The 15,729-nt window shown below is 49.0% G+C and carries 12 protein-coding genes; 11 read left to right on the top strand and 1 reads right to left on the bottom strand.

Translation table 11 applies throughout. From position 1 onward, the window contains the following. The first annotated feature begins 130 nt into the window (after window positions 1-130). From secA to prfB, 3 genes are all read left to right on the top strand, one after another. A complete protein-coding gene (secA, locus tag FB479_RS16030; RefSeq protein ID WP_142065952.1) occupies window positions 131-2,650 on the top strand; it encodes a preprotein translocase subunit SecA in 2,520 nt (839 codons plus the stop codon). A 244-nt stretch (window positions 2,651-2,894) separates the two neighbouring features. Beyond that, on the top strand, window positions 2,895-3,356 hold the full coding sequence (locus tag FB479_RS16035; RefSeq protein WP_142065953.1) for a hypothetical protein: 462 nt from the start codon (window positions 2,895-2,897) through the stop codon (window positions 3,354-3,356). Window positions 3,357-3,470: 114 nt separating this feature from the next. After that, window positions 3,471-4,584, top strand: a protein-coding gene (prfB, locus tag FB479_RS16040) for a peptide chain release factor 2 (protein ID WP_106656818.1) whose coding sequence is annotated in 2 segments (ribosomal slippage) — window positions 3,471-3,551 and window positions 3,553-4,584 — 1,113 coding nt in all. Because the reading frame shifts where the segments join, the coding sequence is not laid out codon by codon here. Here the strand turns inward: prfB and FB479_RS16045 are convergent. After that, window positions 4,574-6,007: a PAS domain-containing sensor histidine kinase gene (locus tag FB479_RS16045; RefSeq protein WP_142065954.1), complete on the bottom strand. Its 1,434-nt coding sequence runs from the start codon at window positions 6,005-6,007 to the stop codon at window positions 4,574-4,576. The two genes, prfB and FB479_RS16045, sit on opposite strands and share 11 nt — an antisense overlap. Window positions 6,008-6,149: 142 nt before the next feature. On the opposite strand from FB479_RS16045, the gene FB479_RS16050 reads away from it, so the two are divergent. From FB479_RS16050 to argF, 8 genes are all read left to right on the top strand, one after another. Beyond that, window positions 6,150-6,419, top strand: coding sequence for a YciI family protein (locus FB479_RS16050; RefSeq protein WP_007718215.1), 270 nt, complete (start codon window positions 6,150-6,152; stop codon window positions 6,417-6,419). 76 nt (window positions 6,420-6,495) lie between these two features. Next, complete coding sequence (gene cccB / locus FB479_RS16055; protein WP_142065955.1) at window positions 6,496-6,873, top strand: cytochrome c551; 378 nt, start codon at window positions 6,496-6,498, stop codon at window positions 6,871-6,873. A gap of 136 nt (window positions 6,874-7,009) precedes the next feature. Beyond that, window positions 7,010-8,050, top strand: a complete 1,041-nt coding sequence (gene argC / locus FB479_RS16060) for an N-acetyl-gamma-glutamyl-phosphate reductase (protein ID WP_142065956.1) — start codon at window positions 7,010-7,012, stop codon at window positions 8,048-8,050. A 13-nt stretch (window positions 8,051-8,063) separates the two neighbouring features. Next, complete coding sequence (gene argB / locus FB479_RS16065) at window positions 8,064-8,861, top strand: acetylglutamate kinase (RefSeq protein ID WP_142065957.1); 798 nt, start codon at window positions 8,064-8,066, stop codon at window positions 8,859-8,861. A gap of 18 nt (window positions 8,862-8,879) precedes the next feature. Beyond that, complete coding sequence (locus FB479_RS16070; RefSeq protein ID WP_142065958.1) at window positions 8,880-10,061, top strand: aspartate aminotransferase family protein; 1,182 nt, start codon at window positions 8,880-8,882, stop codon at window positions 10,059-10,061. Window positions 10,062-10,211: 150 nt separating this feature from the next. Continuing rightward, complete coding sequence (locus tag FB479_RS16075) at window positions 10,212-11,318, top strand: carbamoyl phosphate synthase small subunit (protein WP_088909679.1); 1,107 nt, start codon at window positions 10,212-10,214, stop codon at window positions 11,316-11,318. Beyond that, a complete protein-coding gene (gene carB, locus FB479_RS16080; protein ID WP_142065959.1) occupies window positions 11,311-14,553 on the top strand; it encodes a carbamoyl-phosphate synthase (glutamine-hydrolyzing) large subunit in 3,243 nt (1,080 codons plus the stop codon). Before FB479_RS16075 ends, carB begins: the two co-directional genes overlap by 8 nt. Then, window positions 14,498-15,469: an ornithine carbamoyltransferase gene (gene argF / locus FB479_RS16085; RefSeq protein WP_142065960.1), complete on the top strand. Its 972-nt coding sequence runs from the start codon at window positions 14,498-14,500 to the stop codon at window positions 15,467-15,469. Before carB ends, argF begins: the two co-directional genes overlap by 56 nt. Window positions 15,470-15,729 lie beyond the last annotated feature (260 nt).

A 15,729-nucleotide genomic window follows, 5' to 3' on the forward strand; every position in this document is an offset into this window, starting at 1 on the left:
GAGGATGCTCTATTTGATAAAATATCTTTTTAGAAAGTATTATTTTCGTAGAATCGGTATTCTTTTTTATTATCTGGACTCATGCCGGCTTGTGCATTTTTGTTTGGCAGCATATGGAAGGGGTGTCCTCATGTTAGGACTCGTTAAAAAGATATTTGGCGATAGCAATGAACGTGAAGTAAAGAAGATGTTTAAGCGTGTAGAAAGTATCAACGCGCTGGAACCAACAATTAAGGCACTCTCGGATGACCAATTGCGGGAGAAAACAGCTGAGTTTAAGGCTCGCTTGGCAAATGGAGAAGAACTGGACAAAATTTTGAATGAAGCGTTTGCCGTTGTACGTGAAGCATCGATCCGTGTACTGGGTATGCGTCACTTCGACGTCCAGATGATTGGTGGTATGGTTCTTCAGGAAGGCCGTATCTCCGAGATGAAGACGGGTGAAGGTAAAACGCTGGTTGCGACACTGGCGACATACCTGAACGCCTTGATGGGAAAAGGCGTCCACGTCGTTACCGTGAACGAATACTTGGCTGAGCGTGACTCGACTATCATGGGTAGGCTGTATAACTTCCTCGGACTGACAGTTGGTTTGAACAAGAATGGACTGAGCCCTGAAGAAAAACGCGAAGCATACGCGTGTGATATTACGTATGGTACGAACAATGAGTTTGGTTTCGATTACCTGCGTGACAATATGGTTCTGTACAAGGAACAAATGGTGCAACGTCCGCTCTTCTTCGCTATCATCGACGAGGTGGACAGCATTTTGATTGACGAAGCACGTACGCCGTTGATCATCTCCGGTTCTGCTAACAAATCGACAGAGCTGTACTACATCTGCTCGCATTTTGTGAAACGACTGGAAGAAGAAAAAGATTTCACCATCGATGAGAAGCTGAAAATCGTCAACCTCACAGATGAAGGTGTGAGCAAAGTCGAACAGGCATTCAACATTGACAACCTGTACGATACTGCACATATCACGTTGAATCACCACATTACGGCGGCATTGAAAGCACAAGTGCTGTTCAAGCGCGATGTCGATTATGTGGTCCAGGAAGGCGAAGTGGTGATCGTTGACGAGTTCACCGGCCGTCTGATGGTTGGACGTCGTTACAGCGATGGCTTGCATCAAGCGATTGAAGCCAAAGAAGGTCTGCGTGTCCAAAGCGAGAGCATGACACTGGCGACCATTACTTTGCAAAACTACTTCCGTATGTACGAGAAGCTGGCGGGTATGACAGGTACAGCGAAGACGGAAGAAGAAGAGTTCAAAAAGATTTACGGTCTCGATGTTGTGGTGATTCCAACGAATAAGCCTGTACAGCGTATCGATTCACCTGACCTTGTTTTCAAAACAGAGGCAGCCAAGTATCGTGCGGTTGTAAACGACATTGTCGAGCGCCACAAAAAGGGCCAACCGATCCTGGTAGGTACCATTTCCATCGAAAACTCGGAGCGCTTGTCACAAATGCTGAAGCAAAAAGGCGTACCGCATAACGTATTGAACGCGAAGCAGCATGAACGCGAGGCGGAAATCGTTGCACGTGCAGGTGTGTACGGAGCGGTTACCATTGCGACAAACATGGCGGGTCGCGGTACGGACATTCAGCTTGGTGAAGGTGTTGCGGAGCTGGGCGGTCTTCATATTATCGGTACAGAACGCCACGAGAGCCGTCGGATTGACAATCAGCTGCGCGGTCGTGCCGGTCGTCAGGGGGACCCGGGTTCATCCCAGTTCTTCCTCTCGATGCAAGATGAGCTGATGCGTCGTTTCGGTGCGGACAATATCATGAATATGATGGATCGTTTGGGTATGGAAGAGGATATGCCGATCGAGAGCCGCCTGGTTACTCGTGCGGTAGAATCCGCGCAGAAGCGTGTAGAGGGATCGAACTTCGATGCACGTAAAGGCGTTCTCCAGTACGACGATGTGATGAATCAGCAGCGTCTGGTTGTCTACAAACAGCGTAAAGACATCCTGGAACAGGGAAATCTCAGCGATGTTGCTTTGAATATGATCTATGCAGTGATGGAGCGTGCAGTGTCTCTGCATTGTCCAAAAGAAGAGGTACCAGAGGATTGGGATCTGCAAGCAATGGCAGATGCTGCCAATAATGGGTTCCTCCATGAAGAAACGATTACGGCTAAAATGCTGAAAGGCATGGAAGCAGAAGAAATTCTTGAGCTGTTGAAAGCAGAAGTCGATAAGCAGTACAAACAGCGTGAAGAAGAAATCGGCGAATCGATTCGCGAGTTTGAAAAAGTCGTCATTCTGCGTGCTGTCGACAGCAAGTGGATGGATCACATCGATGCGATGGATCAGTTGCGTCAAGGGATTCACCTGCGTGCCTACGCACAAAACGACCCGCTTCGTGAGTACCAGTTCGAAGGATACGAAATGTATCAAGGTATGCTGGCTGCTGTTCAGGAAGAAGTCGCTATGTATATCATGAAGGCTGAAGTCAGCCAAAACCTGGAGCGTCAGGATGTCATTCGCGGTCAAGGAATCGACCCGGACAACTTGCAAACTTCCGGACCATCTGATCGTCCAGATCCAGAGACCTCCGGTGATGCTGATCCAAAGAACCGTGCACAGCGTCGAGCTCAGGAGCAAGAACGCAAACGCCAAAATAAGAAACAATAGCAATGACAGAACATTCTTCTCGTATCGGCAAATTCGGTACGAGGGGAATGTTTTTTTCTTGCCCATTCCTAATGCCTTGACAGTATTCGTCCTCATCTATTCTTCCTCGTCTGATATAAACGATCTATTTGTCTAACACTGGTAAATGTGATCGAACGATTCAAGTGGTAATTATCTGAAAAATAAATAGAATCGTAAGTACAACACTTTTACCAAAAATTCACGAAGACGGGGGAATGAACAAATGAGAACGTCAGTTAACGTGATGGGGATACAAACGAAGAATATTATGGAGCGCATTTCCGTTACTTTAAAAGCAGTCCTAAAGACAGGAAAAGAAAATAAAAAAGTACAGCTCATTGAAAAGGAGGAGGGAATCGAATTACCGAGAGTCATCTCAGCGCAAGACCCGGTCTTTGAGGACAAGCGACTGATGGAGGAAATTCCGGAGCCGAATTGGAATGAGGCTTTGATCGCACCGCCGAATGGCATGGTGGATCGAACGCGTGAAAGTCCGCTAGCCAAAAAATATCGGAAAACGCACAACTGGAAGCGACAAGCTGTCATCAAGCAAGTTTACCAGCTGAGAGCAAGCGAAGCTCGGCGTACCCATCTCCATCTGGTTACTGCACCACAGGCGGAAAATAAACAACCACATGAAATCCGAGACCTGAGATCCTCGCCATCACCACCGGTGGCAACGTGATAAAGTGTAGCGGCGAAGTCCCTTTTCTAAATGCGACAAGCTGCCGTATTTGCGCATCTGGCAAATTACGTTACAATAAAACATAGCTTACGTAAAGAGAAGGTGATTCGCAACATGGCATTAATCGATATTGCGGACATCAAACAAGAGATGTCTAGCATGGCTAAGCGTTTAGCGGATATCAGGGGGTCTCTTTGACCTCCCAGTAAAACAGGAACGAATCGGTGAACTGGAAGAGCGCATGCTGGCACCCGATTTTTGGGATGACAATGATGCCGCGCAGAAGACGATCAGTGAACTGAATGCAATCAAAAGCCTCGTAGAGACGATGAGCAAGCTGGATTCTCAGTACGAGGATCTCCAAGTGATGCTGGAGCTCGTCATCGAGGAAGGGGATTCGTCCCTCATTCAAGATCTGTATGACAGTACGCAGGAGCTGCGGAAGTCATTTGAGAGCTTTGAGCTGGAATTGCTTTTGAGTGATGAATACGACAAAAACAACGCCATTCTGGAGCTGCATCCGGGCGCGGGTGGTACAGAGTCCCAGGACTGGGCGTCCATGCTTCTGCGTATGTATACACGTTGGGGGGATGCCAAAGGCTTCAAGGTTGAGACATTGGATTATTTGCCTGGCGATGAAGCCGGTGTAAAAAGTGTTACTCTCCTCATTAAGGGTTACAATGCGTATGGCTACCTCAAATCAGAAAAAGGGGTTCATCGTCTTGTGCGGATATCTCCGTTTGATGCCTCTGGACGTCGTCACACATCGTTTGTGTCTTGCAACGTCCTGCCGGAGATCGAAGACGATAATGCGGTAGACATACGTACAGAAGACCTGAAAATCGATACGTATCGTTCCAGTGGTGCGGGTGGTCAGCATATCAACACGACTGACTCCGCTGTACGGATTACTCACTTGCCTTCTGGAATTGTGGTGACGTGTCAAACAGAACGCTCCCAGATTAAAAATCGGGAGCGCGCGATGAAGATGCTGACGGCACGACTGTTTGAGAAAAAACGGGAAGAACAAGAGAAAACGTTGGCCGCTATTCAAGGGGAACAAAAAGATATTGCATGGGGCAGCCAAATTCGTTCCTATGTTTTCCACCCATACAGTCTGGTAAAAGACCACCGGACCAATATGGAGGTAGGAAACGTTCAAGCAGTCATGGATGGTGATATTGATTCGTTTATCGATGCCTATTTGCGCGCGCAGATTAATCGTTAAACGAAACAATAGGCTTCAAGGCTTTTGGTATGGAAATCGATACGGTGGTTCCTTTGCCGACATCACTAGCGATGTCGATTGTACCGCCGTGATCGCGAATGATTTTTGAGCTTACCATTAACCCCAGGCCAGTTCCTGTTTCTTTTGTACTATAAAAAAGCTCTCCTAATCGGGGAAGTAGCTCGGCAGGGATGCCTTGTCCTTGATCGCTGATTCGGATGATAACATCGGAAGAGCGCTCTACAACCTTGATTGTGAGATTTCCACCTGACGGCATGGCTTCCATGCCGTTTTTTATGATGTTTATGAAGACTTGCTTGATTTGATATTCCTCACACAATATGAGGGACGTGACTTGAGGAAAATCAGTGAGAATGGACACATTTTTAAGAAGTGCTTGCGGTTCCAAAAGTTTAATGACAGACGAAAGCAATGGCAAAAGGCCGTTGGGAGCAAATCGCAACGCTTGCGGCTTCGCCATTATCAAAAGCTCACTGGTAATCGTAGTGATCCGGTCGATTTCGGATCGCATAATTTGCAAATATTGCTGATTGGCAAACTTGTCCCCTTCCATGAGTTGAATAAATCCTTTCAAGGCCGTAAGTGGATTGCGAATTTCATGGGCGATCCCCGCGGCAAGCTCACCTAGAACGGACAGCTTGTCAGAGTAACGAAGCAATTCTTCTGATTGCCGACGTTCTGTAATATCACGTGCGACAAAAACCGTGCTGAGAATACGGCCGTTCGAACAAATGTCAGGTGTTCCTTTCACATCGAATAGCAACATTCTACCGTCTGGGTGCAGGTAATGGTACTCGGCGTCGAGTGTGATCTTCTGCTTCATCATTTGAGCAAAATCGTTCTTGGCGTTGGCTACTTGCTCAGGATGAATCAAGATCGAAAAATGCTGGTTAATCACTTGATCAATCGTGAGACCACTAACCGCCTGAACAGAAGGGGAAGCGTAGGTAATAATTCCATCCACATTTACAATAAAAATCAAGTCCATAATGTTTTCGGATATTAACCGAAAGTTCTCTTGCATTTGGTGAAGAGCCTCTTCCATTTTCTTTTGCTGCGTGATGTTTTTGGCAATGGAATAGCGACTGATGATTTCGCCGTTTTGAAAAATGGGAAAGCTGGAAGCGATAATATCCACAACCTGTCCGTTTTTATGAAGCAATTGGTAATACTTATTTTTTCTGATTCCTGCAGAGAGGATTTGTTGTTTCTTACTGTCGAGACCTTCAGTAGAAGCGAGAATTTCCCAAATTTGCATGCGCAGCAATTCTTGAGAGGTGTATCCTACCAATGCTTCACCAGCAGCGTTTACGCCTGTGAATCTGCCCTGCATATCGAACATGAAAACAGCGTCAGGATTGTTGTGGAAGAGAGATGTATATAACTGTATCTGCGTGTCCATACCTATCCGCCTCTCTGTTGCTACTTGCTACCTTTGAATCGTTCGCTGTAGAAAGGAAAAATCCTACCAGACTAAAGTCTGTATTCATAATTATGTTATACTTCATGAAAGAATAAGGTCATGAAAAAGGAGAGAAACCGTCATGTTGTATGCCGCATTTTTGCCAATCGTGAATCAAGAGCTGAATGCTCAAGTAAGACCTGCGCATCTTACGTATATCAATGATTTGTACAAGCAGGGAAAAGTGTTCATGGCAGGACCCTTCACAGATAAGCTTGGCGGATTGGTTATTTACAAAGCGGATTCTCTGGAAGAAGCTCGTCAATTGGCTGAAGCTGATCCAGTTGTCGTGGAAGGTGCACGGACGTTGGAGTTACGTGAATGGAGCCCGTTGGAATTTCCTCTGTCCTAAATGGTTGTCGCAAGAATGAGAAGTGGTAGTCGGAGGCATACTTAGCGAAGAAATCCGAATAAAGGAGGGAACAGCCTTGAAACGTATTCCACTCGTTTTGACAGCGGCTGTACTCGCATTCTCGCTAAGTGCCTGTGGCGGAAATCAGCAAACACAGCCGCCAGCCAACCAACCAGCAACAGAGGCTCCGGCTACAGAAACTCCGCCAACCACGGCACCATCTGGCGGCTATGATGCAGCAACTGCAGAAACCATGTACAAAAATACCTGTTCAGGCTGCCACGGACAGACGTTGGAAGGGGCAGTTGGACCGAACTTGCAAAAGATCGGCAGCCAGTTGAACAAGGACGAGATCATGGGCATTTTGGAAAAAGGAAAAGGATCAATGCCTCCGGGTCTCGTCACCGGAAAAGATGCAGAAAACATCGCTGCATGGTTAGCGGACAAAAAGTAAACAGGGCAAGAAACCAGCGCTCGAGCAATCGGGTGCTTTTTTCTTTGGACGTAAAAAAGTTTTTTTGTTGTATTCTAAATGGATTTTTATTATTATTCATGTATAAAAATACAGTATGGAATAAAGGGGAGAGAGCATGGTTCGGGTCGGGATTGTTGGAGCAACGGGTTATGGTGGCGCGGAGTTGATCCGTCTTTTGGCTGGGCATCCGCATGTTGAGATTGCCAATTTATATTCAAGTTCATCAGAAGGAGAAGGCTTGGAAAAATCGTTTCCACATGCATCTGGACTCGGGTTGCCCACATTGTCACCAATTGATGCAGACAGCATGAGCGGTGTGAACGATTTGATCTTCCTCGCTACGCCTGCGGGAGTAAGTAGCGGGCTATCTCCGAAGTTGGTCGAAAAAGGTGTAAAGGTCATTGATTTATCGGGGGATTTTCGTCTGGAAAATGGTGCGGTCTACAAAACGTGGTACAAACATGAGCCGGCCCCTTCCCAATGGGTAGAAGCAGCGGTTTACGGTTTAACCGAGTGGAATCAAGAGCAAGTGGCGGGGGCCAGTCTCATAGCGAATCCAGGGTGCTATCCCACTGCTACGCTCCTCGCCTTGCTACCGCTGGTGAAGACAGGTTGGGTACAGTCAAACAGTTGGATCGTCGATACCAAATCAGGTGTGTCCGGCGCTGGACGTGGAGTATCGCTCGGTGTTCATTACAGCGAGATTAATGAAAGCATTCATGCTTATAAAGTGGCGAGTCATCAACATACACCAGAGATTGAACAGGAGCTGCAAAAACAGAGCGGGGAAGAGACGCTTGTTCAATTTACGCCGCATCTGGTGCCGATGACCCGAGGGATTTTAGTCACAGCTTACGGACAACTTACCACTGATGTCACACAAGCGCAAATTCAGGAGCTATACGAAGCTGCTTATGCGGATAAGCCATTTGTGCGCGTACGTCCTGCAGGCAGTCATCCACATACGAAAGAAGTTTATGGCTCCAACTATTGCGATATCGCGATCCATGTTGATCAGCGCACGAAGCGTGTTATCTTGCTGTCGGTAATCGATAATATGATGAAGGGCGCAGCCGGTCAAGCCATACAAAACATGAATATCATGTTTGATTTGCCTGAAAAAACGGGTTTGCCACTCGTACCTGTATACCCGTAGAGGAGGAGAGCAGATGCAAGGAATTGTCGTGATCAAATGTGGCGGAAGCACCATGGATCAGCTGCCTGACTCCTTCTTTCAGGCGATTGCTGGACTGCAGGCACAGGGACAAGAGATCGTCATCGTCCATGGGGGCGGACCTGCCATTAACAGTATGCTCGATCGAGTTCAGATCACTCCGCAATTTGTCGATGGGCTTCGTGTTACCTGCGAGGACACGCTGCGTGTTGTAGAGATGGTCTTGTGCGGCAGTATCAACAAGGCGCTGGTAAAAAGGCTGACACAGGCAGGAGCCAAGGCTTGGGGAGTTAGTGGCATCGATGGTCAGACTCTTTTGGCAACAAAAACACCCAAGCCACTCGGATGGGTAGGAGAAATCAAAAAGGCTGATACGACCATTCCGAAAGCGATTCTTGGGGAGGGCTACGTCCCGGTGATTGCTCCCCTTTCCGTTAGTGAAGATGGCACAGAGACATTTAACGTCAATGCTGATGTAGCCGCAGGAGCGATTGCAGCAGCACTCAGCGCCGAAAAACTGATCATGGTGACAGACGTTCCGGGCATTATGCAGCCACAGCCAGACGGAACCAAGGCAGTAGTGCCAGCAACAAGTGCAGAAGAGATACAGGAAATGATTCGGGCAGAGATTATTACTGGCGGAATGATTCCGAAGGTTCAGGCAGCTCTCGACGCTCTCGGACAGGGCGTGGAGCAGGTTGTCATCTGCCGGGGAACCGCTGATGATCTGCTCGGTGTTTGTGCGGGGCAGGCAGTTGGGACAACAGTCCGTATGAATGTCAATTACGTTTAGGTGAGGAGGGAAATGAATATGCATACAACAACAGCGCCTGTACATCTCATGAATAACTATGCGAGATGGCCAATCAGTTTGGTAAAAGGACAAGGAAACCAGGTGTGGGATGATCAAGGCAAGCAATATCTCGATTTTACCTCAGGAATTGCTGTGACCTCGTTAGGGCATGTTCCGCCAAAAGTAACGGCAAAGCTGCACGAGCAGCTCGATACGTTGTGGCATTGCTCGAATCTGGTGCATGTTCCTCAGCAAGAGATTTTGGCGGAAAAGCTGAGCCGTCTGTCTGGACTGGATCAGGCTTTTTTCTGCAACAGTGGAGCGGAGGCGAATGAAGGCTTGATCAAGCTCGCCCGCCGCTATGCACAAAAAGTAAAAGGGACCGATCGTTACGAAATTATCAGCTTTGAACAGTCTTTTCATGGACGGACATTGGCTACCCTGACGGCTACCGGACAGGAAAAGGTGAAGGACGGATTCGCGCCATTGCCGCAAGGATTTGTCACCGTTCCTTACAACGACCTTGATGCAGTCAAGTCAGCAATTACAGACAAGACATGCGCGATCATTCTGGAGCTGGTTCAGGGAGAAGGCGGTGTACATCCAGCGGAAGAGGCGTGGGTGAAGGCGCTGCGTGAATTGTGCGATACACACGGATTGCTGCTACTGGTAGATGAGATACAGACGGGGATTGGGCGCACGGGTACATGGTTTGCCTTCCAGCACTATGACGTGAAGCCAGATGCGATTTCATTGGCAAAAGGCTTGGGAAGTGGTTTCCCGATTGGAGCGGTAGTCGCGACAAAAGAAGTAGCAGAAGCGTTTGCTCCAGGTACGCATGGCACTACTTTTGGCGGGAATCCATTGGCAGCAACCGCTGGAATCGCGACGCTTGCGACGATGGAAGAGGAGCAGATTTTGGAGCGGGTAGCCCATATCCATGACGTATTGATCAAAGAGCTGGAGAAGCTCAAGGCAGAGCATCCAGACAAAGTGGTTACGGTTCGGGGAAAAGGGTTGCTTCTCGGTGTGGAGCTAACGATTCCTGCTGGTGAGCCGGTCACGTATGCACGGGAAAAAGGAGTCATTCTGCTGATGGCTGGCCCGCAGGTAGTGAGACTCTTGCCTTCGTTTGTGACGACAGATGCTGAAATAAAGCAAGCCATTACTGTATTAAGCGAGGCGCTGTCGCAGGTTTAGATAAAAAAAGCATAAGATGCAACGAGTGGAAGTGGTCAAAAAACTCGTTGCATTTTTATAATCCTAAATGTATATTAATACAAAAGGTTGCATAAAATTTCGGTAAAGAGCGATCAGGCCGGTGCCCATTGGAGAGGAGTGGCTTCATAGATGGATAGAGAGAATCAATCGTTAGGAACAGGATATTTAACGCTGGAGAGCGGCGAGGTTTTTACAGGAAAGCTGTATGGTGCCCCCATTAACGGATTCGGAGAAGTGGTTTTTCATACAGGAATGACGGGATACCAAGAGGTGATGACAGACCCTTCTTTTGCAGGGCAAATCGTTACCTTCACGTATCCCTTGATCGGAAACTACGGGATCAACGAAAAGGATTATGAGGCAGCCAAGCCAGCGTTGACAGGGATGATTGTCAGCGAGCTATGCACGGAACCAAGCCATTACGAATCAAACATGACGTTGGCCCAAGCGGCAGAAGCATTTGGATTCCCGATCCTTGCGGGGATTGATACGCGAACGATTACCAAGCGCGTCCGTCAAGACGGTACGGTATTCGGGGTCATTTCCGATCAGCCTATGCAGGTAGAGGAAGTGGTGTCGCTACGCTACAAGCACGCCAAGAAATCATTAGTTGCCAACGTATCCAGACAACAAGTGGAACGTTATCCGGGAACAGGCGAGCATGTCGTCTTGATTGACCTCGGCATGAAGCAATCGATTTTGGATGCCCTTCTCCAACAGGGCTGCCGTGTCACGGTCGTTCCCTTTGATACGAGTTTTGCCCAAATCAATGCTCTCGCACCAGACGGCTTACTGTTTTCCAATGGGCCTGGCGATCCGGAGCACTTGCTTGCGTATTGCAGCGAATGGCGCAAAGCCGTGGAGCAGTACCCGACATTGGGCATTTGTTTGGGGCATCAAGTATTGGCGTTGATGTATGGCGGCAAGACAGAAAAGCTCGCATACGGTCACCGCGGCAGCAATCATCCAGTCAAGGATCTGATGACTGGCAAAGTATATATGAGTTCACAAAATCACGGGTACGTGGTCAAGGAAGAATCTCTGGATAAACGTCAGTTAACGGTTTCCTATCGCAATGTCAATGACGGTTCAGTCGAAGGACTGCGTCACGTCAGTTTGCCTGTTTTCAGTGTGCAGTTCCATCCGGAAGCACATCCAGGCCCAAGTGATACATCCCACATTTTCCACCAATTCTTGCAGTCGATGCGCGTAGTAGGAGCGAAGAGATATGCCTAAATTGCCACACATTCATAAAGTATTGGTCATTGGTTCTGGCCCGATCGTCATCGGGCAGGCAGCGGAGTTTGATTATGCAGGCGCACAGGCTTGCCTTTCCCTAAAAGAAGCTGGCGTGCAGGTCGTGCTGGTGAATAACAATCCGGCAACGATTATGACAGACGAACAAGTAGCGGACAAAGTATATCTGGAGCCGCTCACGGTGGAATCCGTGACAGCTATTATCGCAAAAGAGCGTCCCGATGGCCTCTTGCCTACGTTAGGCGGCCAAACGGGACTTAATCTTGCTGTTTCGCTGGCAGAAGCGGGCGTGCTGGAAACGTACAGCGTCCAACTGTTGGGTACGCCGCTGGCTGCCATTCAAAACGGGGAAGACCGTGAGCTGTTCAAGCAATTGATGCAACAAATCGGAGAGCCTGTTCCTGAGAGCGATACAGTCGAATCTGTAGAAGCAGCCATCGAGTTTGCGAACGCTATCGGCTATCCAGTGATCGTGCGTCCTGCTTATACACTCGGAGGAGCAGGTGGCGGGATCGCAGGAGATGAAGCGACCTTGCGAAAGGTTGCAGCCGGTGGCATTGCGGCTAGCCCAATCGGTCAGGTACTGATTGAGCGCAGTGTAAAAGGCTGGAAAGAGATTGAATACGAGGTCATGCGGGACGCAAATGATACCTGCATGATTGTGTGCAATATGGAAAATTTGGATCCGGTAGGGATTCATACGGGAGACAGTATTGTCGTCGCGCCATCTCAGACGCTGACAGATCGCCAGTACCAAATGCTGCGCAGCGTATCAACGAAAGTAATTCGTTCGCTTGGGGTAGTCGGCGGTTGCAATATTCAATTTGCGCTTGATCCGAATTCTGATCGGTATGTGCTGATCGAAGTAAATCCGCGGGTAAGCCGTTCAAGTGCGTTGGCGTCCAAAGCAACAGGCTATCCAATCGCGCGGATCGCCGCCAAGCTCGCATTGGGCTACGGACTGGATGAGGTACTCAATCCAATCACGGGATATACGTACGCTAGCTTTGAACCAGCGTTGGACTACATCGTTGTGAAAATCCCGCGCTTCCCGTTTGACAAATTCCCACTGGCAGACCGCAAGCTGGGAACGCAAATGAAAGCGACTGGCGAGGTCATGTCGATCGCCCGCAATCTGGAAGCAGGACTTTTGAAGGCAGTTCGTTCTCTGGAACAGGGCTGCACACATTTGACTCGACCAGAGCTGGCATCCTGGACGCATGAGGAGCTTGCACATTCCTTGCAGGAAGCAACTGATATCAGACTGTTTGTTTTTGCCGAGGCGATCCGCAAAGGCTTTACAGAAAGTGAGCTGCACAGCCTGACTGGTGTCGATCCGTTTTTCTTGCGGAGCTTGCGTAAAATCGTGGACTTGGAAGTAGAGCTGTCTTGCCACGACAGGAAAACACTGACCCCAGAGCTGTTGTTGGAAGCAAAGCGTCGCGGGTTTGCCGATGAAACCATCGCTTCACTGGTTGGTGCAACACCTGCCGAAATCAAATCACGTCGTCAAGAGTCGGGCATTACGCCTACTTATAAAATTGTGGACACTTGTGCAGCAGAATTCGACGCCCAAACCCCTTACTACTATTCGGATTGGCAAGGAATAGATGAGGTCGAGCCACTGTCTGGCCGAAAAGTATTGGTACTTGGCTCAGGTCCCATTCGCATCGGTCAGGGTATCGAGTTTGACTACTGCTCCGTGCATGCAGCCAAAGCGCTTCAGGCAAGCGGTATTGCGGCTGTCGTTGTGAACAACAATCCAGAGACGGTCAGCACTGATTATGAAACTGCCGACCATCTTTATTTTGAACCGCTTCACGTAGAAGACGTGCTGCATATCGCAGAACGCGAACACGTTGCGGGCGTCATGGTTCAGTTCGGGGGTCAAACCGCGATCAATCTGGCGGCCAAGCTGGAGCATGCGGGTCTGAAAGTAATGGGTACGTCGCTTACAGCCATCGAACGCGCGGAGGATCGCGAGCTGTTCTACGCCATGCTGCGCAAGCTGGACATTCCGCATATCCCTGGTAAAGGAGTCTCGTCCTTGGAGGATGCGACCGCGATTGCGGAGGAAATCGGCTTCCCTGTTTTGATGCGACCTTCGTACGTCATCGGCGGGCAAGGCATGGTAGTCGTCCACAATATCGAGGAGCTGCAAGCTACTATTCACGACTGGTTGAACCATCCGGACATGAGCATGTTTTTCCCACTCCTCGTGGATAAATACGTTCCAGGCAAGGAAGCAGAAGTAGATGCGGTATGCGACGGGCAATCTGTCATCATCCCAGGGATTTTCCAGCATGTGGAGAGAGCGGGCATCCACTCAGGCGACAGTGTAGCCTTGTTCCCGGCTCCTCAGCTGACGGATGACATCAAGCACAAAATCGCCAGCTATACAGAAGCAATCGCGAGGGAAATGGAAGCGGTCGGGTTAATCAATATCCAGTTTGTCATTGATGGCGAAACGGTTTATGTACTGGAGGTCAATCCTCGTGCTTCACGGACCGTACCGATTACGAGCAAAGTGACTGGCATCCCGATGGTTCAACTGGCAGTTCGCGCACAATTGGGTGAAAAGCTGTCGGAGATGGGTTACGGTACAGGGCTTTTGCCAGAGATTCCTTTTGCAGTGGTCAAGGCACCGGTTTTCTCCACGATCAAGCTGAACGGCGTAGACCCGGTACTAGGTCCAGAGATGAAATCGACGGGGGAAGTCCTCGGCTTGGGGCATTCTTTCGAAGAGGCAGCAGGCAAAGCCTTTGCTTTCAAGGACAATTTGTACGGCGACTGGCAAAAAGGTCAGTTGGTCATGATTTCTCTGGCAGATGGAGATAAGCAGGACGGCGTAAAAGAATCAATCGGACAAATTCAAGCAGACGGTGCCAAACTGGCGGCTACTCCGGGAACGGCCGAGTGGCTTGAAGCCGAAGGAATTGGCGTGGAGCACATCGTGGCAGATGAAGCGGCGTGGATCGAGCTGTTGCAAAAAGAAGAAGCGGCTTTCGCTCTCGTTACTGCGACGAAAGGCAATCGTCAGGGCCGGACAGGATTTGCTCTGCGAAGCCGTATGGTGCAACAAGGTGTGCCCTTGTTCTCCGCTGTCGATACGTTCGAGTTATATGTGAAGTCTATTATGAAGAAAAGAGGTGGCTCGCATGCAGCCAGTGAAGATATTGGAACACTTTCAAAACTTGCCGTTACAAAAGCATAAAGGAAAAGATTTCTTGCGCGTCGATGAATTCAACGGGGAAGAATTGATGGAGCTGCTCCATCTGTCTGCTCACGTCAAGCAATTGCAAAAGCTGGGACAGCCATTCCAGCCTTTGCAAGGCAAGACGTTGGGGATGATCTTTGACAAGGCTTCGACCCGCACGCGCGTCTCCTTTGAAGTAGGGATGCATCAGTTGGGCGGCTTGGGGATGTTCATGAGTGGAAAAGAGCTGCAGCTCGGACGCGGGGAGCCGATCAGCGACACAGCGAAAGTTCTCTCTCGGTACGTGGATGCCATCATGATTCGCACCTTTTCCCACTCCTATGTAGAAGAGCTTGCTGAGCACGCGTCGATCCCTATTATCAATGGCTTGACCGATCTGTACCATCCTTGCCAGGCGTTGGCTGATCTGCTGACGATCTGGGAGCATAAAGGCAAGCTGAAAGGAGTCAAGCTCGCCTATGTAGGAGATGGCAACAACGTGGCGAACTCACTGGTGCTGGGCGCAGCTCTGCTAGGCCTGGATGTGAGAGTGGCGACTCCGGCAGGCTACGAAATGGATGCAGCAATTGTCGCAAAAGCTACAGAATATGCGAAACAAAGCGGTGGAAAAATGATGGTGACTACCGATCCGACAGAGGCTGTCATGGGGGCAGATGCTGTATACACGGACGTTTGGACTAGTATGGGTTTTGAAGAAGAAAATGAGGTGCGATTGAAAGCATTTGCCGACTATCAAGTGAACGAAAAATTGGTAGCAGCGGCAAATCGTGATTATCTCTTCTTGCACTGCTTGCCAGCACATCGTGGGGAAGAAGTGACAACCGGGGTCATCGACGGATCGCGCTCTGTCATTTTTGATCAGGCTGAAAATAGATTGCACGCACAAAAGGCGATATTGGCGGCGCTGGTGTGAACATAGTTCTAGTTAAATAGAACTAGCTGTAATTAAATCGAATAGACTATGAATCTATGATTGCCGAATTTTGTCACTTATGTGTAAAATAAAGGTAGGAAAGAAGCAAGGAAGTACGGACTGTATCTGGTCGCTTGGTCCGTATGGAGCCAGTAGCGAATCCAACCTTTTCCGTAATGGAAAAGGAAAGGGGAGCAGGGGCTGTACTTGGTCGCTTGGCCTCTGCATCACGGACAGTAGCGAAGCCAGCTTTCTCCACT

The organism is Brevibacillus sp. AG162, from assembly GCF_006715575.1.
Classification (GTDB): domain Bacteria; phylum Bacillota; class Bacilli; order Brevibacillales; family Brevibacillaceae; genus Brevibacillus; species Brevibacillus brevis.

Bases quoted from the DNA above. Each gene is read 5' to 3' on its own strand.
- secA (WP_142065952.1), top strand. From the start codon at position 131: ATGTTAGGACTCGTTAAAAAGATATTTGGCGATAGCAATGAACGTGAA.
- FB479_RS16035 (WP_142065953.1), top strand. From the start codon at position 2,895: ATGAGAACGTCAGTTAACGTGATGGGGATACAAACGAAGAATATTATG.
- FB479_RS16045 (WP_142065954.1), bottom strand. From the start codon at position 6,007: ATGGACACGCAGATACAGTTATATACATCTCTCTTCCACAACAATCCT.
- FB479_RS16050 (WP_007718215.1), top strand. From the start codon at position 6,150: ATGTTGTATGCCGCATTTTTGCCAATCGTGAATCAAGAGCTGAATGCT.
- argC (WP_142065956.1), top strand. From the start codon at position 7,010: ATGGTTCGGGTCGGGATTGTTGGAGCAACGGGTTATGGTGGCGCGGAG.
- argB (WP_142065957.1), top strand. From the start codon at position 8,064: ATGCAAGGAATTGTCGTGATCAAATGTGGCGGAAGCACCATGGATCAG.
- FB479_RS16070 (WP_142065958.1), top strand. From the start codon at position 8,880: ATGCATACAACAACAGCGCCTGTACATCTCATGAATAACTATGCGAGA.
- FB479_RS16075 (WP_088909679.1), top strand. From the start codon at position 10,212: ATGGATAGAGAGAATCAATCGTTAGGAACAGGATATTTAACGCTGGAG.
- carB (WP_142065959.1), top strand. From the start codon at position 11,311: ATGCCTAAATTGCCACACATTCATAAAGTATTGGTCATTGGTTCTGGC.
- argF (WP_142065960.1), top strand. From the start codon at position 14,498: ATGCAGCCAGTGAAGATATTGGAACACTTTCAAAACTTGCCGTTACAA.